This window comes from Bradyrhizobium sp. LLZ17 (assembly GCF_041200145.1).
GTDB lineage: Bacteria > Pseudomonadota > Alphaproteobacteria > Rhizobiales > Xanthobacteraceae > Bradyrhizobium.
In genome coordinates this window covers 2,402,062-2,428,975 of the sequence record NZ_CP165734.1, presented here as the reverse complement: position 1 = coordinate 2,428,975, position 26,914 = coordinate 2,402,062, and the positions used below count along the sequence as shown (strand labels likewise).

The 26,914-nt window shown below is 64.7% G+C and carries 14 protein-coding genes and 6 pseudogenes; 16 read left to right on the top strand and 4 right to left on the bottom strand.

Going from position 1 to position 26,914, the window contains the following annotated elements; genetic code table 11:
- Window positions 1–176 precede the first annotated feature (176 nt).
- The 12 genes and pseudogenes from AB8Z38_RS12045 (at window position 177) to AB8Z38_RS11990 (ending at window position 17,432) form a co-directional block, all read left to right on the top strand.
- Window positions 177–954, top strand: a pseudogene (locus AB8Z38_RS12045) (HpcH/HpaI aldolase/citrate lyase family protein).
- A gap of 175 nt (window positions 955–1,129) precedes the next feature.
- Window positions 1,130–2,653 (top strand): UxaA family hydrolase, encoded by a 1,524-nt coding sequence (locus tag AB8Z38_RS12040; protein WP_369725280.1) that lies wholly within the window; start codon window positions 1,130–1,132, stop codon window positions 2,651–2,653.
- Window positions 2,654–2,839: 186 nt separating this feature from the next.
- Entirely contained in the window at window positions 2,840–3,361 is a 522-nt protein-coding gene (locus AB8Z38_RS12035; RefSeq protein ID WP_369725279.1) for a PAS domain-containing protein, read from the top strand.
- A complete protein-coding gene (locus AB8Z38_RS12030; protein ID WP_369725278.1) occupies window positions 3,339–4,643 on the top strand; it encodes a methyl-accepting chemotaxis protein in 1,305 nt (434 codons plus the stop codon). The genes AB8Z38_RS12035 and AB8Z38_RS12030 overlap by 23 nt, the downstream gene beginning before the upstream one ends.
- A 244-nt stretch (window positions 4,644–4,887) precedes the next feature.
- A pseudogene (locus tag AB8Z38_RS12025) lies at window positions 4,888–8,159 on the top strand (DUF2126 domain-containing protein).
- 27 nt (window positions 8,160–8,186) lie between these two features.
- Window positions 8,187–10,712 (top strand): circularly permuted type 2 ATP-grasp protein, encoded by a 2,526-nt coding sequence (locus AB8Z38_RS12020; RefSeq protein ID WP_369725276.1) that lies wholly within the window; start codon window positions 8,187–8,189, stop codon window positions 10,710–10,712.
- Complete coding sequence (locus AB8Z38_RS12015) at window positions 10,709–11,587, top strand: transglutaminase N-terminal domain-containing protein (protein ID WP_369725274.1); 879 nt, start codon at window positions 10,709–10,711, stop codon at window positions 11,585–11,587. The genes AB8Z38_RS12020 and AB8Z38_RS12015 overlap by 4 nt, the downstream gene beginning before the upstream one ends.
- Before the next feature lie 186 nt (window positions 11,588–11,773).
- A complete protein-coding gene (locus AB8Z38_RS12010; protein ID WP_369725272.1) occupies window positions 11,774–12,601 on the top strand; it encodes an HD domain-containing protein in 828 nt (275 codons plus the stop codon).
- A 112-nt stretch (window positions 12,602–12,713) separates the two neighbouring features.
- Window positions 12,714–13,608, top strand: a pseudogene (locus AB8Z38_RS12005) (alpha/beta fold hydrolase).
- An 80-nt stretch (window positions 13,609–13,688) separates the two neighbouring features.
- Window positions 13,689–15,212, top strand: coding sequence for an FAD-dependent oxidoreductase (locus AB8Z38_RS12000; RefSeq protein WP_369725271.1), 1,524 nt, complete (start codon window positions 13,689–13,691; stop codon window positions 15,210–15,212).
- Window positions 15,213–15,343: 131 nt separating this feature from the next.
- Window positions 15,344–15,919, top strand: a complete 576-nt coding sequence (locus AB8Z38_RS11995; RefSeq protein WP_369725269.1) for an HdeD family acid-resistance protein — start codon at window positions 15,344–15,346, stop codon at window positions 15,917–15,919.
- A 295-nt stretch (window positions 15,920–16,214) separates the two neighbouring features.
- Entirely contained in the window at window positions 16,215–17,432 is a 1,218-nt protein-coding gene (locus AB8Z38_RS11990) for an acyl-CoA dehydrogenase family protein (RefSeq protein ID WP_369725268.1), read from the top strand.
- A 10-nt stretch (window positions 17,433–17,442) separates the two neighbouring features.
- Here AB8Z38_RS11990 and AB8Z38_RS11985 read toward each other — a convergent pair whose 3' ends face one another.
- The 3 genes from AB8Z38_RS11985 to AB8Z38_RS11975 form a co-directional block, all read right to left on the bottom strand.
- Window positions 17,443–17,649, bottom strand: coding sequence for a hypothetical protein (locus AB8Z38_RS11985; protein WP_369725266.1), 207 nt, complete (start codon window positions 17,647–17,649; stop codon window positions 17,443–17,445).
- Between the two features lie 368 nt (window positions 17,650–18,017).
- Window positions 18,018–18,740 (bottom strand): hemerythrin domain-containing protein, encoded by a 723-nt coding sequence (locus tag AB8Z38_RS11980; RefSeq protein ID WP_369725264.1) that lies wholly within the window; start codon window positions 18,738–18,740, stop codon window positions 18,018–18,020.
- A 68-nt stretch (window positions 18,741–18,808) separates the two neighbouring features.
- On the bottom strand, window positions 18,809–19,171 hold the full coding sequence (locus AB8Z38_RS11975) for a hypothetical protein (RefSeq protein ID WP_369725263.1): 363 nt from the start codon (window positions 19,169–19,171) through the stop codon (window positions 18,809–18,811).
- Window positions 19,172–19,279: 108 nt separating this feature from the next.
- On the opposite strand from AB8Z38_RS11975, the gene AB8Z38_RS11970 reads away from it, so the two are divergent.
- Complete coding sequence (locus AB8Z38_RS11970; protein ID WP_369725261.1) at window positions 19,280–20,752, top strand: hypothetical protein; 1,473 nt, start codon at window positions 19,280–19,282, stop codon at window positions 20,750–20,752.
- A 78-nt stretch (window positions 20,753–20,830) separates the two neighbouring features.
- Here AB8Z38_RS11970 and AB8Z38_RS11965 read toward each other — a convergent pair.
- A pseudogene (locus AB8Z38_RS11965) lies at window positions 20,831–22,569 on the bottom strand (methyl-accepting chemotaxis protein).
- A gap of 314 nt (window positions 22,570–22,883) precedes the next feature.
- Between AB8Z38_RS11965 and AB8Z38_RS11960 the strand changes: the two are divergent.
- The 3 genes and pseudogenes from AB8Z38_RS11960 (at window position 22,884) to eutC (ending at window position 26,816) form a co-directional block, all read left to right on the top strand.
- A pseudogene (locus AB8Z38_RS11960) lies at window positions 22,884–24,267 on the top strand (ethanolamine ammonia-lyase subunit EutB).
- A gap of 181 nt (window positions 24,268–24,448) precedes the next feature.
- A complete protein-coding gene (locus AB8Z38_RS11955; protein ID WP_369725259.1) occupies window positions 24,449–26,035 on the top strand; it encodes a B12-binding domain-containing radical SAM protein in 1,587 nt (528 codons plus the stop codon).
- A pseudogene (gene eutC / locus AB8Z38_RS11950) lies at window positions 26,032–26,816 on the top strand (ethanolamine ammonia-lyase subunit EutC). Before AB8Z38_RS11955 ends, eutC begins: the two are co-directional and overlap by 4 nt.
- Window positions 26,817–26,914: the final 98 nt, after the last annotated feature.

Genomic DNA, 26,914 nt, shown 5'->3' with positions numbered 1-26,914 from the left:
CGCGAAGCGTCAGCCGTGGACATTCGCGCTTTTTTTCGCTCAAAGTGCCCGCAAGCCGAGCCGGTGCAAACCAGCGCCGGGGCGGATGACGCCACCCTTGCGGGATGATATTTCGGCGGCGATAGTGAACCCCGCCCGCGAGGTCGAAGGGTCCAAACAACAAGAAGGAAGGCGACGTGGCGAACAAGGTCAAGGAAATCTGGAAGTCGGGCAAGGCCGTGGTCAACGCGTGGCTCGCGATTCCTCTCCGGCTTCTCGGCCGAGATGATCGCGCAATGCGGCTTCGACAGCGTCACCGTCGACATGCAGCATGGCGTGCAGGACTATCTCTCGATGGTGCAGTGCTTCCAGGCCATGGACAAGCACCCGATCACGCCGATGGTGCGCGTGCCCTGGAACGAGCCCGGCATCATCGGCAAGGTGCTCGACGGCGGCGCCTATGGCGTGATCTGCCCGATGGTCAACACGCCGCAGGAAGCCAGGAACCTCGTCTCCTACGCCAAATATCCGCCGAAGGGCGTCCGCTCCAACGGTCCGATCCGGGCCGGCATGTACGGCACCGCGGGCTCCTATCAGAAGACGGCGAACGACGACATCGTGCTGCTGCCGATGATGGAAACCAAGACCGCCGTCGAGAACATGGAGGCGATCTTCGACGTCGAGGGCATCGACGGCGTCTATATCGGCCCCTCCGATCTCGGCTTCTCCTACGGCCTCGAGCCGAAGCTCGATCGCACCGAGCCGGAGATCCTCGCGATCTACGACAAGATCATCAAGGAGTGCGGCAAGCGCGGCCTCAACCCGGGCATTCATTGCAGCGGCGCCGAAGGCGCGGCGCGCGCCATCAACATGGGCTTCAAGCTGGTGACGCTGTCGAACGAGGTCGGCCTGATGACGACCTACGCCAAGATGCAGGTCAACGCGACCCGCAAGGAGTCTGCCGGCAAGGCGTGATCTCGCGTCTCTTTCCGTCTCCCCGTTCTTACGGGGAGAGGGTGAGGGGCCTCGCTCAACACGAACTCATCTAGCGATCGCGCGCGCGGCTTGCCCCTCACCCGGATCGCGTGCCGCGATCCGACCTCTCCCCCAAGAACGGGGAGAGGTGAAGCAAGACCCAAGGAGACCTGCCATGACCATCAGCCCCGTCATCCGCCTGCATCCCGATGATGGCGTGCTGATTGCGCGCGCCAGCCTGCCGCCGGGAACGATGGTGGCCGACGGCGTGACGACGGTCGAGCGCATTCCCTCCGGCCACAAGGTGGCGATCAAGCCCATCGCGGTGGGCGAGCCGGTCATCCGCTACGGCCAGATCATCGGCTTTGCCACCATTCCGATTGCACCGGGCCAGCACGTTCACGTGCAGAACTGCGGCATGGGCGACTTCGCCAAGGACTATGCCTATTGCGCCGACGTCAAGCCGACGCCGAATTTCGATTTGCCGGCGACCTTCGAAGGCATTCGCCGCCCGGACGGCCGCGTCGCCACCCGCAATTATATCGGCATCCTCACATCGGTGAATTGCAGCGCGCATGTCGCGGGCCTCGTCGCCGACGTCTTCAAGAAGAATCCGTTCAGCGGCGACAATCCGCTGGCCGACTTTCCCAACGTCGACGGCGTGGTCGCGCTGACCCACAAGACCGGCTGCGGCATGACGCAGCACGAGCCGCTGGCGCTGCTCCGCCGCACGCTCGGCGGCTATGCGCGGCACGTCAACTTCTCGCATGTCATCGTGCTCGGCCTCGGCTGCGAGGTGAACCAGATCGGCGGCCTGATGGAAGAGCAGAAGCTCGCGGGACGTCTGCGTGCGATGGACATCCAGGAGGTCGGCGGCACCCGCAAAACGGTCGAAGCCGGCATCGCCTTCGTGCGCGAGGCGCTCGCGGAGTCCAACAAGGTCAAGCGAGAGTCTGTGCCGGTCAGCGAATTGACCGTGGCGCTGCAATGTGGCGGCTCCGACGGCTATTCCGGCGTGTCGGCCAATCCGGCGCTGGGCGCGGCCAGCGATCTCATCGTGCGCCACGGCGGCACCGTCATCCTGTCGGAGACGCCGGAGACCTATGGTGCGGAGCATCTGCTCACGCGCCGCGCCGTCAGCCGCGAGATCGGCGAGAAGCTGGTCGGCCTCATGCGCTGGTGGGACGAATACACGACGCGCGAAGGCGCCGAGATGAACGCCAATCCGAGCCCCGGCAACAAGGCCGGCGGTCTCACCACCATTCTCGAGAAGTCGCTCGGTGCGATGGCCAAGGCCGGCACCACCAATCTCGTCGACGTGCTGCGCTACGCCGAGCCGGTGACGAAGAAGGGTTTCGTGTTCATGGACACCCCCGGCTACGATCCGGTCGCGGCGACCGGGCAGGTCGCGGGCGGCGCCAATCTGGTCTGCTTCACCACCGGCCGCGGCAGCGTGTTCGGCTGCAAGCCGGCGCCCTCAATCAAGCTTGCCACCAACACGCCCATGTACAAGCGCATGGAAGAGGACATGGACATCAATTGCGGCACCATCCTCGAAGGCCGGGAGACGGTCCAGCAATGCGGTCAGCGGATTTTCGAAATTATCCTGAAGACCGCCTCCGGCCAGCCGACCAAGAGCGAGAGCTTCGATTTCGGCGGCGCCGAGTTCGCGCCATGGGTGCTAGGGGCGACGATGTGATCGCGCGCGTGTATTGCTGCGGTATTTGAGCACAGCAAGCCACGCTCCTAAGTAATGATACGGAGGCGTCGATTGACGGCTCCGGTTCCGGCGGTCACAGCTGATTAAGATTTGTTGCCGTAATCCTGAGGGCGATGCGGGCTCCACTCACTCGGGGCGTTCGCCCTTCGAGAGGATACGTCAACGATGACGCGTGCCATTCAACCGACCGGCGTGGAAACTCTCCTCGGCGAGGAGGAGCTGATCGTGTCGAAGACCGATCTGAAGGGGCGCATCACCTACGCCAACGACGTCTTCATCCGCATGGCGAAGTACTCCTACGCCGAGTTGATGGGCGCGCCCCACAGCATCATCCGCCATCCCGACATGCCGCGCTGCGTCTTCAAGCTGCTGTGGGACACGCTTCAGTCCAAGCAGGAAGTGTTCGCCTATGTCGTCAACCTGGCGAAGGACGGCAGTCATTACTGGGTGTTCGCCCACGTCACGCCGACTTTCGACGAGCGCGGCAGCGTGATCGGCTATCACTCCAATCGCCGCAAGCCCGATCCTGCGCAGATCGAACGCATCAAACCGGTCTACCAGACGCTGTGCGTGGAAGAGGCGCGGCACGCCAATGCCAAGGATGGCATGCACGCGAGCTTCGACGCAATGGTCGGGCTGCTCAAGCAACAGGGTGTCGGTTACGATGAATTTGTGCTCTCTCTCTAAGGCGCAGGGAGCGACGGCGCTCGGCTGTGTCCTCGCTGGCCTCGCGTTGTTTTTCTTGCTGATCGGCTCGACCGGAATGCCTGCCACGGCGTTGCTTGGCGCGGCGATCCTGCTGCTCGGTTATGCCCTCTGGTGCCAGCGGCGGACGGCAATGACCATCGATGAGGTGGCTGAGGTGTGCCGCAAGGCGGCCCAAGGCGATCTCGAAGCGCGCATCCTGAGCGAGCGGCAGGCCGGGAGGATCGGGACGACCCAGAAGTCGGTCAACGACATGCTCGACATCACCGACGCTTTCGTCCGCGAGGCTTCGGCGTCGATGGACTATGCCAGCCGCGGCAAGTATTTCCGCAAGATCCTGGCGCGCGGTCTGCCCGGCTCGTTCCGCCGTTCCGCCACCATCATCAATTCCGGCACTGAAAGTCTCGGTCGTCGCGTGGTCGAGATCGGCGAGCTGGCCAAGGCCTTCGGCACGCATCTGGACGAGGTTGCGGGAGGCCTCATGAGTGCGGCGACCGATCTCGAGTCCGATGCCGGGCAGATGGCCGCGGCAGCCGAGAAGACCAGCCGTCAGACGTCGGGCGTGCGCAGTGCATCCGACCAGGCCTCGAGCAACGTTGCGACGGTCGCGAGTGCCGCGGACGAACTCGCATCCTCGATCGCGGAGATCAATCGCCAGGTCGCGAGCTCGACCGAACGCACCGGCCGCGCGGTCAACGAGGCCAGTCGCGCCGGCACCGAGATCCGCACGCTTGCGGACGCCGCGCTGCGGATCGGCGACGTCGTCAAGCTGATCAGCGAAATCGCTGAACAGACCAACCTGCTTGCACTGAACGCCACCATCGAGGCGGCGCGCGCGGGCGAGGCCGGTCGCGGCTTTGCGGTCGTGGCCTCCGAGGTCAAGAGCCTCGCCAACCAGACTGCGAAGGCGACCGAGGAGATCAGCGCCAAGGTCGGCGAGATGCAGCAATCGACCACCAACTCGGTCGCGGCGGTCGAGGCGATCGCGCAGACCATCACCGAGATCAACGGCATCACCGCCTCGATCGCGACATCGATCGAGCAGCAGGGGCTCGCCACCCGCGAGATCGCCCGCAACGTCCAGGAGGCTTCGGCCGGCACCTCGCAGGTGTCCTCCAATGTCACCGGCATCAGCGAAGCCGCCGCCGATACCGGGCGCGTCGCGAGCCGCGTCAACAGCGCCTCCGAGCGCGTCCATGGCGAGGTCGAAACGCTCAGGCGCGAGGTGACGCAGTTCCTTCAGCGGCTGACCTCGGCCGCGTAAGGGGCTCTATCCGCTGGGCTCGGAATCGTAGGGTGGGCAAAGGCGCACTTGCGCCGTGCCCACGTAACTGAAGCCGTGGGCACGCTTCGCTTTGCCCACCCTACGATACTGCTCGTGTAGCGCCCCATCCGGGCCACGATGCTGCGACGGGGATAGTTCGTAGGCACCCTTTGCCCGTTGTTAGTGCTTGATCGCGGTCACCAGCGGTGTTCTGCTCAAAAAAGCTGCTGGAGTACCGCACCCCGTGTCGATCTACGTCGCATTGCATCACGTCACGCACTATAAATACGACCGTCCGATCGATCTTGGCCCGCAGACCATCCGTCTGCGCCCGGCGCCGCATACGCGCACGCCGATTCTGAGCTATTCGCTCAAGGTCACGCCATCCAATCATTTCGTGAACTGGCAGCAGGACCCGCAAGGCAACTGGCTGGCGCGCTACGTCTTTCCTGAAAAAGGCCACCGAGCTGAAGATCGAGGTCGATTTCACCGCGCAGATGACCACGGTCAATCCGTTCGACTTCTTCGTCGAGCCCTATGCCGACAGCTTTCCGTTCGAATATCCGCAAGATCTCAAGACCGAGCTCGCGCCTTATCTCGAGACCGTCAAGCCGGATCGCCTGTTCGCGAAATATCTCGACACGATCCCGCACGAAGCCCCGAACACCGTCAACTTCCTGGTCGATCTCAACAGGGAGCTGCAGCAAAAGATCGGTTACGTCATCCGCATGGAGGCGGGTGTGCAGACTCCGGAGGAGACGCTGTCCTCGGCGTCCGGCTCGTGCCGCGACTCCGCCTGGCTCCTGATCCAGACCTTCCGTCATCTCGGCCTCGCGGCTCGCTTCGTTTCCGGCTACCTGATCCAGATCCGTCCCGACATCGATCCGATCGAGGGACCGCCTGAAGTCGAGAACGACTTCACCGATCTGCACGCCTGGGCCGAGGTCTATCTGCCGGGCGCCGGCTGGATCGGTTTCGATGCGACCTCCGGCATGCTCGCCGGCGAGGGGCACATCCCGGTCGCCGCCACGCCGCATTATCGATCTGCGGCGCCGATCTCCGGTGGTGCCGGCTTTGCCGAGGTCGAGTTCGCCTTCGACATGAGCGTCCGGCGCATCCGCGAGGCGCCGCGCATCACCAAGCCGTTCTCGGACGAATCCTGGACGCGGCTCAACGATCTCGGCGAGCAGGTCGACGGCGATCTTGCGGCCCAGGACGTGCGTCTCACCATGGGCGGCGAGCCGACTTTCGTCTCGGTCGATGATCTCGAGGCGGCGGAATGGAATACGGAGGCCGTCGGCCCCACCAAGCGCGGGCTCGCCGACGATCTGATCCGGCGCCTGCGCAGCCGCTTCGGGCCCGGCGGCCTGCTGCATTTCGGCCAGGGCAAATGGTATCCCGGCGAGAGCCTGCCGCGCTGGGCCTTCGGGCTGTACTGGCGCAAGGACGGCGTGCCGATCTGGAAGAATGCCGACCTCATCGCCAGCATCGAAAATCCGCGTCCAGCGCAGGCCAAGGACGTCAGGGCGTTCGTCGAGGGCGCGGCATTGCGGCTCGGGCTCGACCCCGGCTACATCATGCCGGCCTATGAGGACACCGCGCTTTGGCTCAAGAAGGAAGCCGAACTTCCCGTCAACGTCGATCCGTCCGATTCCAAATTGTCCGATCCGGAGGCCCGCGCCCGCATGGCGCGGGTGTTCGATCAGGGGCTCAACAATCCTCGCGGCTTCGTGCTGCCGGTGCAGCGCTGGAATGCGCCACCACGCTGGCGCAGCGAGCGCTGGCAACTCCGGCGCAGTCATCTGTTCCTGATGCCGGGCGATTCGCCGCTCGGTCTGCGCTTGCCGCTCGATCTCGCTCGGCCACGTTCCACCCGACCAATATCCCTACATCGTCGAACGGGATCCGATGGAGGCCCGCGGCAAGCTGCCGGTGTTCAGCCTCCCGGCGCGTCCGGAATCGCCGCCGCGGGTTGCACCGGAGCAACTCAACACGTCCATCCCGGTCCGCACCGCGATGTCGGTCGAAGTCCGCGACGGCGTGCTCTGTGCCTTCATGCCGCCAGTCGAGGAAATCGAAGATTATCTCGAGCTCATCGCAGCGCTCGAAGCGACCGCCGAGGAGATGCAGCTCCAGGTCCATGTCGAAGGCTATCCGCCACCGTTCGATCCGCGCGTCGAGGTCATCAAGGTGACGCCCGATCCCGGCGTGATCGAGGTCAACGTCCAGCCGGCCAAGAACTGGCGCGAGGCGGTCGACATCACCGTCGGGCTCTATGAGGATGCCGGCAAGATACGCCTCGGCGCCAACCGATTCCTGGTCGACGGCCGCCACACCGGCACCGGCGGCGGCAATCACGTCGTGGTTGGGGGCTCCAGCCCGCAGGACTCGCCTTTCCTGCGCCGGCCTGATCTCTTGAAAAGCCTGGTGTTGTACTGGCAGCGGCATCCGTCGCTGTCCTATTTCTTCTCGGGCCTGTTCATCGGGCCGACCAGCCAGGCGCCGCGGATCGACGAAGCGCGGCACGACAGCATCTATGAGCTGGAAGTCGCACTTTCGCACGTGCCGCCGCCGGGCATCCAGGCGCCGCTGTGGCTGGTGGATCGGCTGTTCCGCCATCTGCTCGTCGACATCACCGGCAACACCCATCGCGCCGAGATTTGCATCGACAAGCTCTATTCGCCCGACGGCACCACGGGTCGGCTCGGCCTCGTCGAATTCCGCGCGCTCGAAATGCCGCCTGATCCGCGCATGTCGCTGGCGCAGCAGCTGCTGATCCGCGCGCTGATCGCAAAATTCTGGCGCGAGCCGCAGGCCGGCAAGTTCGTGCGCTGGGGCACGGCGCTGCATGACCGCTGCATGCTGCCGCACTTCATCTGGGAAGATTTTCTGGACGTGCTCTCCGAACTCAAGCAGTCCGGCTATCCGTTCGAGCCGGAATGGTATCTGGCCCAGCTCGAATTCCGCTTCCCCGCGTTCGGCCGCGTCCACCATGGCGGCGTGACTCTGGAGCTGCGGCAGGCGCTGGAGCCCTGGCACGTGCTCGGCGAGGAGGGCTCGGCCGGCGGCACCGTGCGCTATGTCGACTCGTCGGTCGAGCGGCTCCAGGTCAAGGCGGAAGGCTTCGTCGAAGGCCGCCACATCGTGACCTGCAACGGCCGGCGCCTGCCGATGACCTCGACCGGACGCTCCCGCGAAGCCGTGGCCGGCGTCCGCTTCAAGGCCTGGCAGCCGGCCTCCGGCCTGCACCCGACCATTCCGGTCCACGCGCCGCTGACTTTCGACCTGATCGACACCTGGAACGGCCGCTCGCTCGGCGGCTTCGTCTACCATGTCGCCCATCCCGGTGGGCGCAGCTACGACACCAAGCCGGTCAATACGTATGAGGCCGAGGCGCGACGGTTGGCGCGCTTCCAGGACCACGGCCACACGCCGGGTCCGATGCAGCCCCCGCCGGAGGAACGCACAAATGAGTTTCCGCTGACCCTCGACTTGCGTACTCCGCTCCTGCAATGAGTATGCGTGTGGGGCAAGGAGAAGCGCATGGGCGAGGGCGCGGCCGAAGAGGACGACAAGGCGGGTAAGGCGCAAAGTCAGCGCGAAAGCCAGCGCCGCCTCGCGCAATGGATCCGCGACTATCGGCGCCTGCCCGGCATTCCCGACGAGTTCCTGGGGTCCGACGGCGCCCCGCGCGCGGTTTGGAGCCGGTTCTTCGACGCCTTCGGCGCGCTCGCGCCCGACGAGATCGAGCGGCGCTTTGGGATGGCCGACCGCCACCTGCGCGAGGCCGGCGTTACCTACCGCGCCCCCGGCGACAGCGCCGACCGGCCGTGGTCGCTCAGCCATCTGCCCCTGCTGATCGACGAGGCCGATTGGAAGCAGCTTTCCGCCGGCATCACGCAGCGCGCCGAACTGCTCGAGCTCGTGCTGCGCGATATCTATGGCGAGGGCCGGCTCGTCGCCGAAGGTGCCTTGCCTGCAGCCGCCATTGCCGGCAGTCCCGAATATCTCCGTCCCGTCTGCGGCGTGCCGCCGCCGGGTGGGCGCTATCTCTCGCTCTATGCGGCCGATGTCGGCCGCGGGCCGGATGGCCGCTGGTGGGTGCTTGGCGACCGCACGCAGGCGCCGTCGGGTGCGGGCTATGCGCTTGAAAACCGCCTGGTGCTCTCGCGCGCCTTCTCCGATCTTTACAACTCGATGAACGTTCCACGCGTCGCGCCGTTCTTCGAGGCATTTCGCGAGAGCCTGCGCGCGCGGGCCGACCGCGACGAGCCACGGATCGGCGTGCTCTCGCCCGGCAGTTTCAGCGAGACCTATTTCGAGCACGCGACATTGGCGCGCTATCTCGGCTTCCTGCTGGTCGAGGGCGACGATCTCGCCGTCAGCGACGACCGTATCCACATCCGCACCGTCGCAGGATTGAAGCGGCTCGACGTGCTGCTGCGTCGTGTCGATTCCAATTCGCTCGATCCGCTCGAGCTCGACGCCTCGTCGCGACTGGGGGTGCCCGGCCTGATCGACGTGCTGCGCAAGGATGGCGTCGTGGTCGCCAACATGCCGGGCTCCGGCGTGCTGGAGGCGCGCGCGATGCTCGGCTTCCTGCCGGCCCTGAGCCGGAGGTTGCTCGGCGAAGAGCTGAAGATGCCGCACATCGCGACCTGGTGGTGCGGCCAACGCTCGGCGCGCGACGAGGTGTTGTCGCGGCTCGACCGGGTTGCGATCGAAGGTGCCTACCAGCGCGGCGTTCCCGGCTTCGACAGCAATGGTCCGGTGCTTGCGAGCGAGCTCGACGCCAGCAGGCGGCAGCGCCTCACCGACGCCATTGCCGCGCGCGGCATGGACTATGTCGGCCAGGAGGTGGTGCGGCTCTCGACCATGCCGGTGTGGGAACAGGGACAGCTCACCCCGCGTCCCTTCGTGCTGCGGGTGTTCGCGGCCGCCACGCCCGATGGCTGGGCTATCATGCCCGGCGGCTTCTGCCGGATCGCCGAGCAGGCGGATGCGCGCGCGGTGTCGATGGGCGATGGCGCGCGCGCTGCCGACGTCTGGGTCGTTTCGGAGAAGAAGGTCTCGACCGCGTCGTTGCTGCCCGCCACCGACAAGGTGCGCATCCGCCGCATCGCCGGCGTGCTGCCGAGCCGCGCCGCCGACAATCTGTTCTGGCTCGGCCGCTATCTCGAGCGCGCCGAAGCAACATTGCGGCTCGTGCGGGCGCTGGGCTCGCCGAGCGGGCCCAACAAGGGCACATCGGCCTCGCTGCAATCGGCGGAGCGCATCCAGCGCCTGCTGGTGTCCTGGGGCGCGATCTCGCAAGCCTCGCGCGTCGCCCCCGGGCGCATCACCGCCGAAGCATTGCAGAGCGCCGAGCGTTTCGGCTCGGCATTGTCGCTGGTGCGTGCGGCACAGCGCACGGCGACCTCGTTGCGCGAGCGGCTGTCGCCCGATGCCTGGCAGGTCATTACCGAGATGACCGAGCGGCTGGCCTGGGAGGTCGAGGACGACGACAGCGTGCTGAGCGCGGCCGAGCTGACCTTGCAGGAACTCGCGAGCTTTGCGGGCCTTGCGCAGGAGAACATGAACCGCGCCGCCGGCTGGCGCTTCCTCGATATCGGCCGCCGCACCGAGCGTGCCGTCAACACCACGCGTTTCGCGCGCCAGTTCGCCTATGACGAGGCCGGCGACGAGGATCTCGACATCCTGCTGACGCTGGTGGACTCCCAGATCACCTATCGCTCGCGCTATCTGCTGGCGCCGATCCTGGCGCCGGTGCGCGACCTCGCCGTTCTCGACGGCTACAATCCGCGTTCGGTGGCGTTCCAGGTGACGACGCTGAACGAGCACATCGCGGCGCTGCCGACCCTGAAGGAGCACGGCCTGATCGAGCAGCCGCAACGGCTCGCGGTGGCGATCCAGGCGATGCTTGCGACCGCAGAAGCCGAGAAGCTCGAGGTCAAGACGCTGTTTTCGCTGGAGCAGGATTTGCTCAAGCTGGCCGAGGCGATCGGGTTGCACTATTTCCCGCACGGTCCCAATGCCAGCCGGCCGGAAAAGCTGACGGGGCTGGCGTGATCTACGATATCCGCCACGTCACCACCTATGAATACGAGAGCGCGGTCAGCTTCGCCCGCTGCACGCTGCGGCTGGAGCCGAGGAGCGGAGGGGGCCAGGAGCTGATCTCGCACCGCGTCGAGATCCGTCCGCGTCCGGCCGAGCGCAACGTTCGCCGCGACTTCTTCGGCACGCTGACCGAGAGCGTCGTGATCGAGGCGGCACATCGGACCCTGCGGATCGACTCGCGCTCGCGGGTCTCGGTGTCGCGCCAGCCGCCGGCGCGCGATGCCGTCAGCCCGTCCTGGGAGAGCGTCCGCGACATCGCCTTCGAAGCAACCAGTCTCGGCCCGTCGTCGCCGGTGGGCTATGTCTTTGCCAGCCCATTGGTGCCGGTGCTGCGCTCCGTCAGCGCCTATGCGGCCGAGAGCTTCACGCCCGGCGCGGCCATCCTCGCCGGCGCGGTCGATCTGATGCATCGCATCCGCACCGAGTTTCGCTACGACCCCAAGGCGACGGTGATCTCGACGCCGCTCGACGAGGTCTTCGCCAAGCGCCACGGCGTCTGCCAGGATTTTGCTCACGTGATGATCGCGGGCCTGCGCGGGCTCGGCCTGCCCGCGGCCTATGTCAGCGGCTATCTCCGCACCATTCCGCCGGCCGGCAAGCCGCGCCTGCAAGGTGCCGACGCGACGCACGCCTGGGTCTCGCTGTGGTGCGGGGCGGAGCTCGGCTGGCTCGATTTCGATCCGACCAACGATCTCTTGATCGCCAACGATCACATCGTGCTCGCGGTCGGGCGCGACTTCTCCGACGTCTCCCCGGTGGACGGCATCATCGTCGGCTCGCCGAAGCAGAAGCTCGATGTCGCCGTGGACGTGCTGGTGGTGGAGTAAGCAGGCTCGCCGTCCTGGCCAGGCCCAGGGGGTGCCGCGCCGGCACCTGCTACGGCAACATATTTCCGTGTTCTCGTCCGGGGGTTTGGCCAGCCGGCCCAAGATGGGCTATGCTGGCGTGCGTCGAGGACGCGAAGAGAGATCGGGAGTTGGCGTGGGACACCACCGGCGGGCGGGGCTGCATCCATGATCACGTTGCCGAAACTGGCGGCCGAAACCCTGGAGAAGATGCTGGGTTCGTTCATGCGCCGCAGGTACGACGAGTCCTATGCAAGGGTGGTGGAGGGCTCGACCCGCACCGCGATGGAATGCATCGGCAACAGCGATGCGCTTTACCACAATATCGAGCATACGATGCTGGTGACGCTCGCGGCCCAGGCGATCCTCATGGGGCGCAATCTTCACACGCACCTTGCGGCGGAAGATTATATCCATGTCCTGATCGCCTGCCTCGCGCATGACATCGGCTATGTCCGCGGTCTGTTTCCGGAGGATGACGAAGACGGTTTCGTGATCGACGAGGCCGGGACCAAGGTGTCGCTGCCGCGCGGCGCCTCGGATGCCAGTCTGATGATGTATCACGTTGACCGCTCGAAGCTCTTCGTAAGGCGGCGGCTGCCGCCGATCCGCGGCATCGACAGCGAGCGCGTCGCCCGCGCCATCGAAGGCACGCGGTTTCCGGCCCAGAAAGGCCAGGAATATGACGACGAGGCCTCGATCCTGCGCGCCGCCGACTTCATCGGGCAGCTCGGCGATCCCAACTATCTGCGCAAGGCCAACGCGCTCTACTACGAATTCGAGGAGGTCGGGATCAACCGCCAGCTCGGCTACGACTCGCCCGCAGACATCGTGAACCGCTATCCGCAATTCTACTGGAACAGTGTCGCACCGCACATCCAGACCGAGATCGGATATCTCAACAAGACCGAGATCGGCCGGCAATGGATCGCCAATCTCTACAGCAACGTGTTCCGCGCCGAGCGCGACATCACGTTGTCCGGTCCGCAGACGTAAGTCGGGTTTCTCGTAGCCCGGATGGAGCGACGCGCAATCCGGGAAAAGCTGCGCCGCCCGGATTGCGCTGCGCTCGATCCGGGCTACGACGTCGCAAAGCCGTGAGCAAGGCATGCAGCACAAAACGATCACCACGGACGTCCTCGACATCGCCTATCTCGACTACGGCGCGCCGGACGGCTGGCCCTGCATCATGGGTCATGGCTTTCCCTATGACGTGAACGCCTACGCCGAGACCGCGCCGATCCTGGCGCAAGCCGGCGCGCGGGTGCTGGTGCCCTGGCTGCGCGGCTACGGTCCGACGCGGTTTCGTTCTGCGCAGACGCTGCGCTCCGGCGAGCAGGCGGCGCTTGGCGCCGATCTCCTTGCCTTCATGGATGCGCTTGGCATTCAACGCGCGGTCGTCGGCGGCTATGATTGGGGCGGGCGGGCCGCCTGCGTGGTCTCGGCGCTGCATCCGGAGCGCGTGGTCGGGCTCGTCTCCGGCAATTCCTACAACATCCAGAACATCGCCCGCAGCATGGAGCCGGCTTCGCCGCCCGAGGAGGCGGCGCTCTGGTATCAATATCTCTTCCACAACGAGCGCGGCCGCCGCGCGCTGGAGCGCAATCGCGGCGGCTTCGCGCGCCAGCTCTGGGCGATGTGGTCGCTGAAATGGACATTTGACGACGCGACGTTCGAGCGAAGCGCCGTGTCGTTCGACAATCCCGATTTCGTCGATGTCGTGATCCACTCCTATCGCCACCGCTACGCGCTGGTCGCGGGCGATCCCGCCTATGCCGGGATCGAGGCGAAGCTCGCGGCGCAGCCGGCGATTCTGCGTCCCGACGATCGCAATCGACGGCGACAGCGACGGCGTCAATCCCGGCACTGCGCATCACGCGCGCAAGTTCGAGGGTTTCTTCGAGCGGCGCGTGTTCGCGGGCGCCGGTCACAATTTGCCGCAGGAGCGGCCGTCCGAATGGGCGCGGGCGGTGCGGGACGTGTGGAAGGCGGCGCAAACGTAAATTTTGCCGACCGTTGGGAACTTTTCGCGGGTAGCGCCGTCCAAATCCTCAGTCGGGCGGGGCTCGCGAGGGAGATGACCATGAGCGAGGATAACAAGCCGAGCGGGCCCGACCTGACCAAAGGCGTGTCGCTCGCCGATTTCAAAGACAGCAAGCTGCTCGGCCATGTCGGCGAGGAAGATGTGCTGCTGGTGCAGGCGGGCGGCGAGGTCTTTGCCATAGAGCCCACGTGCAGCCATTATCATGGCCCGCTCGCCGAAGGGCTGGTTGTCGGCCACACCATCCGCTGCCCCTGGCATCACGCCTGCTTCTCCTTGCGGACCGGTGAGGCCACGCGTCCGCCGGCGCTAAACGCGCTCGCGCTCTGGGAGGTGACGCGCGATCAGGACTGGATTTCGGTTCAGCGCAAGCAGGAGGCGCTGAAGCCATCAGCATCGCACCGCGCGGAGCCGGCGCCGGAAAAATTCGTCATCGTCGGCGGCGGCGCGGCCGGTTTCGCGGCGGCCGAGATGCTGCGGCGCGAGGGATTTGCCGGCGGCATCACCATGCTCAGCAATGACGGCGCGATGCCGGTCGACCGGCCGAACCTGTCCAAGGATTATCTCGCCGGCAACGCGCCGGAGGACTGGCTGCCGTTGCGGGGCGAGGATTACTATGCGGACGTCGGCATCGACCTCAGGCTCAACACCAATGTGTCCGCGATCGATCCGAAGGCGTGCAGCGTGACGCTGGGCAATGGCGACAGGCTGCCATTCGACCGTCTGCTGCTCGCGACCGGCGCCGAGCCAGTCAAATTGCAGATCCCCGGCGCCGAGCAGCCGCATGTCCACACCTTGCGTTCGGTCGCCGACAGCCGCGCCATCATCAACGCGGCGGGCAGCGCGAAACGCGTGCTCGTGATCGGCGCGAGCTTCATCGGCCTCGAGGTCGCGGCTTCCTTGCGGGCACGCAAGCTCGAGGTGCACGTGGTTGCGCCGGAAGAACGGCCGATGCAGAAGGTGCTCGGTGCCGAGATGGGCGACTTCGTGCGCGCGTTGCACGAAGAGAACGGCGTCAATTTTCATCTGAAGGACACCGTGGAGAAACTCGACGGCACGCGCGCGACGCTGAAGAGCGGTAGCGTGATCGAGGCCGACCTCGTCGTGGTCGGCATCGGCGTGAAGCCGCGCCTCGCACTCGCCGAGCATGCGGGGCTTGCCGCCGATCGCGGCGTCAGCGTGAGCGAATACCTCGAAACCAGCGTCGCCGGAATCTTCGCTGCTGGTGACATCGCGCGCTGGCCCGATCCGCATTCGCGGCAAATCATCCGCGTCGAGCATTGGGTGGTGGCGGAGCGCCAGGGCCAGACCGCGGCACGCAACATGATGGGCGGTCGCGAACGCTTCGAGGCCGTGCCGTTTTTCTGGAGCCAGCATTACGATGTGCCGATCAACTATGTCGGCCATGCCGAGAGCTTCGACGACATCGCGATCGACGGCAGCATTTCGGGGAAGGACTGCCTGCTGAAGTACCGCAAGGGCGGCCGCGTGCTGGCGGTTGCCTCGATTTATCGGGATCTCGACAATCTCAAGGCCGAGCTCGAAATGGAACGGTCGCGCGCGTGATGCGCCCGGTCGACCTTGATTTGCGTCATGGCTGGCGTGGCGCAAGGCTGCTCGACTGGCTGTTGTCCCGGCGCTATCGGTGCTATCCTGAAGATGTGCTCTGGGGGGCTTCACATGCAGGAGTAGCCGTCATGACAAGTGCTTCGGATACGTCTCAAAACCTAAGCCTGGGCTCCGGCATTGCCGCGCTGCATGCCAAATGGGGCTGGGTGGTCGCTCTCGGTCTCGTGTATCTGATCGCCGGATTCGTCGCGCTCGGCAGCATGGTGATGGCGACGGTTGCGAGCGTCATCGTGGTCGGTGCGATGATGATCGTCGCCGGCGTGACAGAGGTGATCGGCGCGTTCCAGATGAAGAGCTGGGGCAAGTTCGCGATCTGGGCCCTGCTCGGCGTGCTCTATATCGTGGCAGGCTTCCTGACCTTCGACAATCCGTTGTTCGCGGCGGCATTGCTCACGCTGTTCCTCGGCGCCTCGCTGCTTGCCTCCGGCGCGGTCAGGCTGTTTCTCGCCTTCAGCATGAAGAGGGAAAGCCCGTGGGTCTGGGTGGCGCTGTCGGCCGTCGTCACGCTCTTGCTCGGGCTGCTGATCCTGGCGCGCTGGCCGGTCAACAGCGTCTATATCCTCGGCCTGTTTCTCGGCATCGACCTGATCATGGCGGGGACCGGCTGGGTCAGCTTGGGCCTCAGCCTGCGGCGGCGCCAGTAGCTCACCAGCAACTCGACGCAAGACCGTCGTAGCGAACTCCGCTGATCTGACACGCTGACAAAAAGGCAGCACGCCGCGCGTTCGGTCGTGGCGAGCAAGCTGTTGCGCGGGACGTGAGGCGCAAGATCGGCGAGCGGGGTGGGGCTCTCTCCGCCAGCTCGGAATCGTAGGGTGGGCAAAGGCGCACTTGCGCCGTGCCCACCACCGCTCCAACACCGAAATAGAAGCGGTGGGCACGCTCCGCTTTGCCCACCCTACGAGACCGACGCGAAGGTCGGCGAGCGGGAGGATTAAAATGAACTTTCAACACTCCGCACGGTCGCTGGAGCTGCAGGAGCGCGTCCGCCAGTTCATGCGGACGCATGTCGAGCCGGTCGAGGAGCTCTATTACGAACAGGTGAAGCCTGAGGCCTCGCGCTACAAGACGCCGGCCGTTTTGCAGGACCTGAAGCGGCTGGCCCGGGAGCAGGGGCTGTGGAACCTCTTTCTCTCCGGCGAGCACGGTCCGGGCCTCACCAATCTCGAATACGCCCCGGTGAAGGAGATCATGGGCCGCATCCTCTGGGCGCCCGAGGTGTTCAACTGCTCGGCACCCGATGTCGGCAACATGGAGGTGCTCGCGAACTACGGCACGCCGGCGCAGCAGGAGCGCTGGCTGAAGCCGCTCCTGGAGGGGCGCATCCGCTCCGGCTTCTCGATGACGGAGCCGCAGGTCGCCTCCAGCGATGCCACCAACATCCAGTGCGAGATCAAGCGCGACGGCGGCGACTACGTCGTCAATGGCCGCAAATGGTTCACCTCCGGTGCGATGAACGAGGATTGCGAGATCCTGATCGTGATGGGCAAGACCGCGCCCGACCATCCCGACCGCCATCGCCAGCAATCCATGATCCTGGTGCCCAAGAATACGCCGGGCGTGCGCATCGTCCGCGACATGCTGACTTACGGCTATGACGACGCGCCGGTCGGTCACCCCGAGATCGTCTATGACAACGTCCGCGTGCCCTCGGAGAACATTTTGCTTGGCGAAGGCCGCGGCTTCGAGATTGCGCAGGGACGGCTCGGCCCCGGCCGCATCCACCATTGCATGCGGCTGATCGGCTGCGCCCAGCGTGCGCTGGAATTGATGTGCCGGCGCGCGGTCTCACGCACGGCGTTCGGTAAGCCGCTGGCCGAGCAGGGCTCGGTGCGCGAGGACATCGCACATTCGTTCTGCGAGATCGCCCAGGCGCGGCTGTTGACACTGCAAGCCGCCGACAGGATGGACCGCGAGGGCAACAAGGCCGCGCGCGACCTGATCGCAGCCGCCAAGATCGTGGTGCCCAGCATGGCCGCCCGCGTCATCGACCGCGCCATCCAGATCCACGGCGCCGCCGGCGTCTCGCAGGACACGTTCCTGGCGCGGGCCTATGTCTACGCCCGCTTCATCCGCATCGGCGACGGCCCCGACCAAGTGCATCTGGCTGCGGTCGGCAAGGAGCTGATCAAGCGCGGCGGGGTGATGGCGGGATAGGGCTGCAGGATCACTGGGAGTACGAGAGCTGATCTTCCGTCACCACGCGCTCGACATTGCCCGTTTTGCTCCTGATGCGGTAGCGAAGACGACCGTCGGCCTCGATCGGCATGCATTGAACGATGGTATAGATCACCGGCTGATCAGTCTCGGCACGGCCTTGTGGACCTTGGCGGAGGTGCTGGACGTCTTCATTCAGCTTGTAGGCATATGACATGTGTCTACCTTCGAATTGTCGGTTGCTCTGGCATGACCGTGCGCGATGCACTGCATCCTCCCGGTAAAGCCAACCTGACGAAACCGGGGCGCTGCTTGTTTGGCGCATGGGTGCCTCAATTGCGGCAAGAGATCCAGCTATGATTCGCTCCGGTCATCCAGCGTTCGTCGGCGCGTCCAGCGATCCATCAGAACTCACGCCTCGGATCTGCCGGCGATGGGGGTGCAAGGGCGCTTGGTTCCCCATACTGGGCGCCCTTGTGCTGTGACTCAAGCTCCGCGCCAGACGTGTAGCACGCCTTCGCGACAGCCGCCGACGAAATAATCGAATAAATCCGGTCGCAGGAGGAAGGTGGCTGGAGATCCCGGCTATTGGCGCGGCGTGAATTGGTCCAGGTCGTGAATGCCGATCTGCTGCTCCAGCTGGGCAACGCGGGCCACCATTTTCTCGAAACCGTCTTCCCCGAACAGTTCGTGTTCCTTTTTCTCGAAATCCTCCCCCATCGCGTCGTATTCATTGGAGGACACGACGTCCTTCAGCTTCGGGAAGAGATCGGTGTCCTCGCGGGCCGCGTGCGGCCGATACATCGTGACGAAGGATTGGATCGACCCGACGAGCTGTTTGCGGGCGTCGGCATCGCTCCGGCTCGACGGCGCGAGTTTCAGGATCGTGTTCGTGACCATTCGGCCCGCTTCGTGCTGGCGCAGCAACGTGTCCACCAGATCAGTCATCTTCCCGGCCTTCTTGAAGCGCGGGAAGACGTGCTCTTCCTCCGATTTCTCATGGTAGTTATTGATGAAATCGCGAACGATCTCGGCTGACTGCGTGATCAGGGCGGGATCGAAATCCTCGTTGGACGAGAACTTTCGGAGTCCGGCTTCGTAGACCAGCAGCACGCGGTCGAGCACGCCGTGTTCGCGCATCAAGTCCTCGGGAGGCGTGACCTCCTCGTCCTTTTTCCCCGTGACCATCTCCTTCAGCTTCTCGCCGACTCCGCTCTGTTGGGCGAGAGCCGGCGTCGCGATGACCGCCGGAGCGGCGAGGACCGCCAATGATCCACCAAGCAGGAGCAGCTGGCGCTTGCTGGGCATCACTATTGTCATGGTGAATATTCCTGTGAACCGAGGGCCTCGCAACTTGCGCCGCGGCGTCGCGAGGATCAGCGCCAGGCCTTTTCGTTCTTCTGTTCGTAATCCTTGAACGCCTTCTCGAGGCCGCCCAAAACCTCTGCGGATGTTTCGAACATCGCCTTCAACTGTGGTTCGTCGACTTTTTGAATGTCCTCGCGCAGATGGTTCCGGATATCCTGGAGCGCCTTCTGCATCTTCTGCGTATGGTGTCGGGGATCGCGATCTGCCGCACTTGCCATGTTCAGTCTCCTCGCTGGCAACATTGCTTCGTCGGACCAGCAGCGTCCGGCAAGACGGCGCGTTAACGGTCGGGGGAAAACGTCGTTCCAATCACGAATCCGGCAGTAGCCGGTCCGGCGCAGACGGAGCTGGCGCTGATAGAGCGGCGGCAAGTCCACCGCTTTGGCCCTGAAACACCATTGTTTCCGATCATTGTAGTACAATAGTAACGACCGCTGATTGAGAGTGGAGCTGCCTGCGCTTTTGGAAGTTCGCGCACGATGAAGGCCAACAGGTCGCTTCGGCTCGAGGAGAGAACTTTTGCCGACGTCAGAAAAGGCCGTCATCCCCCAGGGTGTGCCTGGAAGCGGTTGGGGCATGAATCAGCGTTGGATCATCGTGGCCGCGATCCTCCTGACGGCCTTGCTTGTTCAAATACCCTCCGTTCTCAACCCGGATTTGAGCTGCCTGCTTTCTACATGCCGGCAGCCCTGCTTGCGCGATTGACCGGCATTGCGCCCGAGATCATCGTGATCGTCCTGGTGATGATCGAGATCATCGGCTCGCTATTTTTGATCGATCGCGCCGCCGCGGCGGCGAAGTTGGGAGCCGGAGAGCGAACTATTTCGACGTGCGTGCTCGCTTTTCTGTTCGCGGTGCTTCCGAACGCCGTATTCGGGCAACGTGAACATATAGCCGTCATTGCACTCACTCCCTTTGTAGCCATCACTGCAATTCGCTGGCGCGGCCTTTCGCCCGGAGCGGTTGCGATCCTGGCAGGACTGGGTGGCGGGCTGGCCATGTGCATCAAGCCCCAGCTTGCTCTGGTGGCAGGCCTTCCGATCATCCTTGGCATCATCCACCAACGTTCTCTCAGGCTGTTGTTCACCCCTGAAGCGTGTGCAGCCGCCGCTATGGTCATCGGCTATGGGGCGGTGGTCGCTCTCGTGTTTCCCGGCTATCTGTTTACCTTTGCGCCGATGGTCGCTGCCACCTATCTTCCAATGAGGAAGAATTTGGCTGGTCTGCTTCCTTTCCCGATCGTTGTGATCACTGCTTCCATTGTGTTTCTGCGCCAAGTCACTCCGCAAGGCCTCAAAATAGGCAGCGACGCAACCCCGTGGCTGGCCGCAGCCGTCGGCGGCGCCGCGAGTTTCCTTCTTCAAGGCAAGGGCTGGACTTACACGCTGTACGCGCTTTGCTTGTTTGCGATTGCTGCGCCCTTGCTACATGTTCGCACAAGGAATCTGCCAGTGTCGGTCAAGATCGGCGGCTTTGCTGGCGTGGTGCTCATCGGGCTCTGTTTGTCCTTGTCGCTCCGAGAGTTTCCGCCGCTGGAGCAGCGTATCCAGTCACATGCAAAGCATCCGCGGCTGCTCACGATTACCGATCACCTCGCTTTAGGGCATCCGCTCGTCCGTCAAATCGGTGGGACTTGGGTGGGCAGTTCGTGTGCCCAGGCGCTGACGGCCGGTGCAATTTTGGCCGAGAACAGCTCACAGCCAACCCAAGCAGAGCGAGCAAAACTGGACGGCATCATGGATTTCGAGCGGCGGCAGTTGTTGGCAGACCTGCGAAACGCGCGCCCAGACGTGATTCTGGTGGATACCTATTTGCAGAGTTCGGTCCCGTTCGATTGGTTGGCTTGGGCCAATTCGGATCCCGAACTCCAAACGGAGTTGCATCGTTACCGTGAAGTCGAGGATGTTGGCCGCGTTCGAATATTTGTCGATCAATCGAGATCGGAGCGCTAATCGACTTTCGTCGAAAGCGCTTTCGAGCTTTTTCGTCGACGCGTGACCGCCGCCGGCCTTGCGGGTGGGCGCGCGCCCTTATCCGGCCTTGGCGAGGCGGCTGTCCGCCGACCCCGACCGCAGATCTGGAAGAACGTTTCCACCTCGCGCGACAGCGTCTCCGCCGTAGCGGTCAGGCTGCTCGCCGCCGTCAGCACGGAGGAGGCCGCCGTGTCGGTCTCGCCGATGGCATCGCGCAGCGACGTGATGTTGGCGACCAGCGTCTCGTTGCCCTGGGCCGCGGATTGCGCATTCGACGAGATCTCGCGCGTGGCGGCGTCCTGCTGGCCGATCGCGCCGGCGATCGCCGCGGTGACGTCGTTGATCTCGCGCACCGCGCCGCCGATCTCGCGCACGGCATCGACCGCGTTGCGAGTGGAGGTCTGGATCATCGAGACGTTCTCGCCGATCTCGGCGGTCGCTTTCGCAGTCTGACCCGCCAGCGCCTTCACTTCATGGGCGACGACGGCAAAGCCGCGGCCGGCGTCACCGGCGCGCGCGGCTTCGATGGTGGCGTTGAGCGCGAGCAGATTGGTCTGCTCGGCGATCGCCTGGATCAGATTGAGCACCCCGTCAATGCGCTGCGTGGCGGCCGCAAGGCTCTCGATCTCGGAGATCGACTTCTCGGTGCGCTGGCCGGTGTGCTCGACTGCGGTTGCGCTCTGCCGCACCTGGCGGCCGATTTCCACCACCGATGCCGACAATTCCTCGGCGGCGCCCGCCACCGCCGTGACATTATGGGAGGCCTGTTCGGTGGCGTTCGCCGCCGTGCCGGCGCGGCTGCTGGCGTCCGCGGTGACGCGCGTGATGGTCTGCGCGGTCTCGCGCATGACGGTGGCGTTATCCGTGAGGCCGCGCATCACCGCACTGATGGCCTCGCGAAACGCCTCCACGGATTGTTCGATGTGGCGGGCGCGTTCCTCGCGCGCGGCGGAATCCTGCGAAACCTGCGAGGCGAGATTGCGATTGCGTTCCATCGCTTCCTGGAAGACCTGGATCGCGCGGGCCAGCGCGCCAATCTCGTCGGCACGGCCACTGTGCGGCACCACGACGTTCTCGGCGCCATCGGCGACCTGCTTGATGGTTGCGGTGATCGCGGCGAGCGGCCGCGCGATCGAGCGGGCAATGATGATGATGCCGATGACGACGAGTGCCAGTGCCAGGCCGCCGAGGCAGGTCAGCACCAGCGACAGCAAGCGGTTGGTCTCGGTCTGCTGCGCGATCTGCCTGGCGCGCTCGGCATAGACCTTGGAGAGCGCCTCGAGATCCTTGTTCAGCGCCGAGCGAACGGCGCGATTGGCGTCGTTGTCGCCCCATTCGCGGCCCGCGGCCGCGTTGATCTCGATGCCGCGGCGGACCAACTCCTTGCGGAACTCGACGAACTGCTCGATGCGCTTCTTGAAGGTGGCGAACTGCTCGGCATCGTCGGTTTTGACGATGGTTTCCCAGCGCTTCACGACGTCGAGGATCTGCCCGTTGAACTTGAGCAGGCCTTCGCCGTACTTCTTCACGACGGCCGGCTCCGTCGACATGTAGACGCCGCGCGACTCCATCACGACCGCATAGACCAGCGAGTTGACGCGCTCGACGTTCAGCGCCGCCGCATTCGCCGTCTCGATCGCGGCGGTCAGCTCAGCGCCGCGGCGGCTGTTGTAGTCCGACAGCATCGCGATCGCCGCAGTCAGCAGTGCGAACAACGCGAAGATCGCGTAGAGCTTGTTGGCAAGCGTGAGCCGGCCTGCCAGGCCGGCGGCATTCCCAGTTTGGTCGATTGTCATGATGTTCAGGCCCGAATGGCCGGGAGCGGCCGGTGCGCGCGGTCGTATCAAATTCATGCAAAACTATGCAGAATGAAGATGGACGCAGTGTTAACGCGCAAGTTCGGGGTGCACGCTCCCGCTCCAGCCAAACATGAGTGGTCTCAGTGATTTGGAGCGATCCTATCGCTTTCCGGCAGGCGGCCCCGAGGATCTCACGGCCTGCCCCAAACATCTGGGTGCACCGAGGCGGCCAAGTGCGTATTCCCTGACGTCACGCCGCCTTCAAGCTAATCTGAAGTCGGCCATTGACCGACCAGCCTGCGGAGGTGCCTTTGGTCTACCGCCACACCATCGACGCCACGAGCTATACCTTTTCCGACCTGCGCGACCTCCTTGCCAAGGCGACGCCGCCGCGCTCCGGCGACCGGCTGGCCGCAATCGCCGCCGGTAGCGCCGCGCAGATGATCGCAGCGCGGATGGCGCTCGCCGAGGTTCCGCTTCGGCAATTCCTCCAGGAAGCCGTCATCCCCTATGAGGCCGACGAGGTCACCCGTCTCATCATCGACAGCCATGACGCAAGCGCCTTCGCGCCGGTCGCCTCGCTGACGGTCGGCGGCTTTCGCGACTGGCTGCTGTCGGACGCCGCGACGCCCGAAATCCTGCGCAAGCTGGCGCCAGGCGTCACCCCGGAAATGGCGGCCGCCGTGTCAAAGCTGATGCGCAACCAGGACCTGATTCTGGCCGCACGGAAATGCGAGGTCGTAACCGCCTTCCGCAACACCATCGGGCTGAAGGGACGGATGAGCACGCGGCTCCAGCCAAACCATCCCTTCGACGACGCCAGGGGCATCACTGCCTCGATCCTCGACGGCCTCCTGCTTGGTGCCGGCGATGCCTGCATCGGCATCAATCCCGCGAGCGACGATCCGGCCGTGATCGCGCAATTGCTGCGGCTGCTCGACGAGGTCATCGCGCGACTGAAAATTCCGAGCCAGGGCTGTGTCCTGACCCATGTGACGACGACGCTGTCGCTGATCGGCCAGGGCGTGCCGGTCGACCTGGTGTTCCAGTCGGTCGCCGGCTCTGGAGGCCGCCAACCGCAGTTTCGGCATCGACCTCGCCTTGCTGAAGGAAGCGCAGCAGGCCGGGCTGTCGCAAAAGCGCGGCACGGTCGGGCAGAACGTGATGTATTTCGAGACGGGGCAGGGCTCGGCGCTGTCGGCCAACGCTCATCATGGCGTGGACCAGCAGACCTGCGAGGCCCGCGCCTATGCGGTCGCCCGGACCTTTGCTCCTTTGCTGGTCAACAGCGTGGTCGGCTTCATCGGCCCGGAATATCTCTATGACGGCAAGGAGATCATTCGGGCCGGGCTCGAGGATCATTTCTGCGGCAAGCTGCTCGGCCTGCCGCTCGGGGTCGATATCTGCTACACCAACCATGCCGAGGCGGACCAGGACGACATGGATAATCTCCTGACGCTGCTCGCGGCCGCCGGCGTCACCTTCATCATGGGGGTGCCGGGCGCCGACGACGTCATGCTGAACTACCAGTCGACCTCCTTCCATGACGCGCTCTATGTCCGCGAGGTCTTCGGTGCGGCCCGCGCGCCGGAGTTCGACGAGTGGCTGGTGCAAACGGGCATTGCGGGGGTCGATTTCCGGCTTGCCGGCGATGCAGGCCTGTTGCCCGATTTTGCCTCACGGCTGATCGCATGAAGGGCAGAGGCCGGAGAGCGCCGCGAAAACTTCCACCCGCCGCTGTGAACCGGGGAAACCATTGGCACGTCTCACGAATTAGTTCGTCGCCACAATATTGAGGAAATTCAGTCCCAGCGTTACGTTATATGTCTGGTGATCTCGTCAGTACCGTTCGTACAACGTGGTTGGGGAAAGTTCGATGCGCGCTGAAAGCAACGGAACGAGCCGGCATGTCCTCTGCGTCTTCCCGCGCTACACATCCTCGTTCGGTACGTTCGAGCATTCCTATCCGTTGACCGACGGTGTCCGCGCCTTCATGCCGCCGCAGGGGCTGTTGCTGCTCGCCGCCTATCTGCCGAAGGAATGGCAGGTGAAGTTCGTCGACGAGAACCTCCGGCCCACGACGCAAGACGAGTTCGAATGGGCGGAAGTTGTCTTCGTCAGCGGCATGCACATCCAGCGCCAGCAGATGAATGACATCTGCCGCCGCGCCCATGAATTCGATCTGCCGGTCGCCCTCGGCGGCCCGTCGGTCAGCGCGTGTCCGGACTATTATCCATCCTTCGACTATCTCCATGTCGGGGAACTCGGCGACGCCACCAACGAGCTGATCGAGATTTTGGCGCGCGACACCTCGCGTCCTGACGAGCAGGTGGTGCTGACCACCAAAGACCGGATTCCGATGACGGAGTTTCCGATTCCGGCCTACGAGCTTGCCGACGTGAAGAAATACTTCCTCGGCAGCATCCAGTATTCCAGTGGCTGTCCCTACCAATGCGAGTTCTGCGACATCCCCGGCCTCTACGGCCGCAACCCGCGCCTCAAGTCGCCGGAGCAGATCATCGCCGAGCTCGACCGCCTGCGCGAATGCGGGATGACCGACACGGTCTATTTCGTCGACGACAATTTCATCGGCAACCGCAAGGCCGCGATGGACCTGTTGCCGCATTTGATCGAATGGCAGAAGCGGACCGGCTATGTCGTGCGGCTCGCCTGCGAGGCGACGCTCAATATCGCCAAGCGCCCCGAGATCCTCGAAAAGATGCGCGAGGCCTATTTCATCACCATCTTCTGCGGCATCGAGACGCCGGATCCCGACGCGCTGAAGGCGATGCACAAGGACCACAATATGATGGTCCCGATCCTCGATGGCGTGCGCACCATCAACTCCTACGGCATGGAGGTGGTGTCCGGCATCATTATGGGCCTCGACACCGACAAGGCGAACACGTCGGAAGCGCTGCTCGCCTTTGTCGAGGAGTCGCGGATTCCGCTGCTCACCATCAATCTGCTTCAGGCGCTGCCGAAGACCCCGTTATGGGACCGGCTGGAGCGCGAGGGTCGCCTGGTCGAAGACGACGCGCGCGATTCCAACGTCGACTTCCTGTTGCCCTATGACGAGGTCGTGGCATCCTGGAAGCACGCCATGGGCGTCGCTTACGAACCGGCTAAGGTCTACGCGCGCTTCCAGTATCAATGCGACCATGTCTATGTGCACCGCCTCAAGATGCCGGTGCCGGTCGAGATGAAGACCTGGCCCAACATCCGGCGCGGGCTGGTGATGCTGCGCAACATCTTCTGGAAGGTCGGCGTGCTCGGCAATTACAGGCGCGTGTTCTGGAAGTTCGCGCTGGGGCGGATCCGGCGCGGCGACCTCGAAGGCCTGATCGGGTGCACCCTGATTGCGCATCATCTCATCACCTTTGCGCGCGCGGCCTCCAGCGGTGAGACCAATGCATCGAACTATTCGCTGCGATTGCGCGAGGCTGCCGTTCCGGCCGAATGACCGACAAGCCCGTTCCGGCTCGCCCGACCCTCGACCTGCGCTCGTTCACGCCTGCGCGGGTCGCGCTCGGCGCAGCGGCGCCAGCCTGCCGACAAAAGCGCTGCTCGATTTCACGCTGGACCATGCCCGCGCCCGGGATGCCGTGCACGCCGCCTTTGATTCGCCGCGGCTCGCCAGCGGGCTCGGCGAACTCGGCCTTGCCGTCACGGAGGTGAGGAGCCGGGCGGCCGACCGCGGGGATTATCTGCGGCGGCCGGATCTAGGACGGCAGCTCGATCGGGGATCCGCCGAGACCCTGGCGCAACGCGCCAGCGGGCCGTGCCAGCTCGTGATCGTCATCGGCGACGGATTGTCGGCGGCGGCGGTCCATGTGCACGCGATTGCGCTGGTCAAGAGCCTCTCGGCTCTGCTTGCAGCCGACAATGGTGTCGCGATCGGACATGTCGTGGTCGCCTCAGGCGCGCGCGTCGCGCTCGGCGACGAGATTGGCGCCATTCTCGGCGCGCGCATGGTGGTGATGCTGATCGGCGAGCGGCCAGGCCTGTCCGCGCCCGACAGTCTCGGCGCCTACCTCACTTTTGCGCCGAAGCCGGGCTTGACCGATGCCGCGCGCAACTGCGTCTCGAACGTCCATCACGCCGGATTGAGCTATGACGAGGCGGCCTTCAAGATCGCCTGGCTGGTCCGCGAGGGACTGGCGCGGGAAATCACCGGCGTCGCGCTCAAGGACGAGAGCGCGGACCGGGCGCCGCGTCGAATCGGCAAAGCGGCGGCGGGATGAGCAGCATCGGGGTCGGAAATCGCCGCATCTTGATGTGTTTGATGACGCTTCGCCTGCTTGCGAGGGGGGCTATTGACCTGCTAAACCCCTGACGGCGA

What these genes read in the sequence shown, in the direction of transcription:
- AB8Z38_RS12040 (WP_369725280.1), top strand. Translation starts at nt 1,130, where the DNA reads ATGACCATCAGCCCCGTCATCCGCCTGCATCCCGATGATGGCGTGCTG.
- AB8Z38_RS11980 (WP_369725264.1), bottom strand. Translation starts at nt 18,740, where the DNA reads ATGCCCAGCAAGCGCCAGCTGCTCCTGCTTGGTGGATCATTGGCGGTC.
- AB8Z38_RS12010 (WP_369725272.1), top strand. Translation starts at nt 11,774, where the DNA reads ATGATCACGTTGCCGAAACTGGCGGCCGAAACCCTGGAGAAGATGCTG.
- AB8Z38_RS11995 (WP_369725269.1), top strand. Translation starts at nt 15,344, where the DNA reads ATGACAAGTGCTTCGGATACGTCTCAAAACCTAAGCCTGGGCTCCGGC.
- AB8Z38_RS11985 (WP_369725266.1), bottom strand. Translation starts at nt 17,649, where the DNA reads ATGTCATATGCCTACAAGCTGAATGAAGACGTCCAGCACCTCCGCCAA.
- AB8Z38_RS12030 (WP_369725278.1), top strand. Translation starts at nt 3,339, where the DNA reads ATGAATTTGTGCTCTCTCTCTAAGGCGCAGGGAGCGACGGCGCTCGGC.
- AB8Z38_RS11970 (WP_369725261.1), top strand. Translation starts at nt 19,280, where the DNA reads ATGAAGGCCAACAGGTCGCTTCGGCTCGAGGAGAGAACTTTTGCCGAC.
- AB8Z38_RS11955 (WP_369725259.1), top strand. Translation starts at nt 24,449, where the DNA reads ATGCGCGCTGAAAGCAACGGAACGAGCCGGCATGTCCTCTGCGTCTTC.
- AB8Z38_RS12035 (WP_369725279.1), top strand. Translation starts at nt 2,840, where the DNA reads ATGACGCGTGCCATTCAACCGACCGGCGTGGAAACTCTCCTCGGCGAG.
- AB8Z38_RS12000 (WP_369725271.1), top strand. Translation starts at nt 13,689, where the DNA reads ATGAGCGAGGATAACAAGCCGAGCGGGCCCGACCTGACCAAAGGCGTG.
- AB8Z38_RS12020 (WP_369725276.1), top strand. Translation starts at nt 8,187, where the DNA reads ATGGGCGAGGGCGCGGCCGAAGAGGACGACAAGGCGGGTAAGGCGCAA.
- AB8Z38_RS11990 (WP_369725268.1), top strand. Translation starts at nt 16,215, where the DNA reads ATGAACTTTCAACACTCCGCACGGTCGCTGGAGCTGCAGGAGCGCGTC.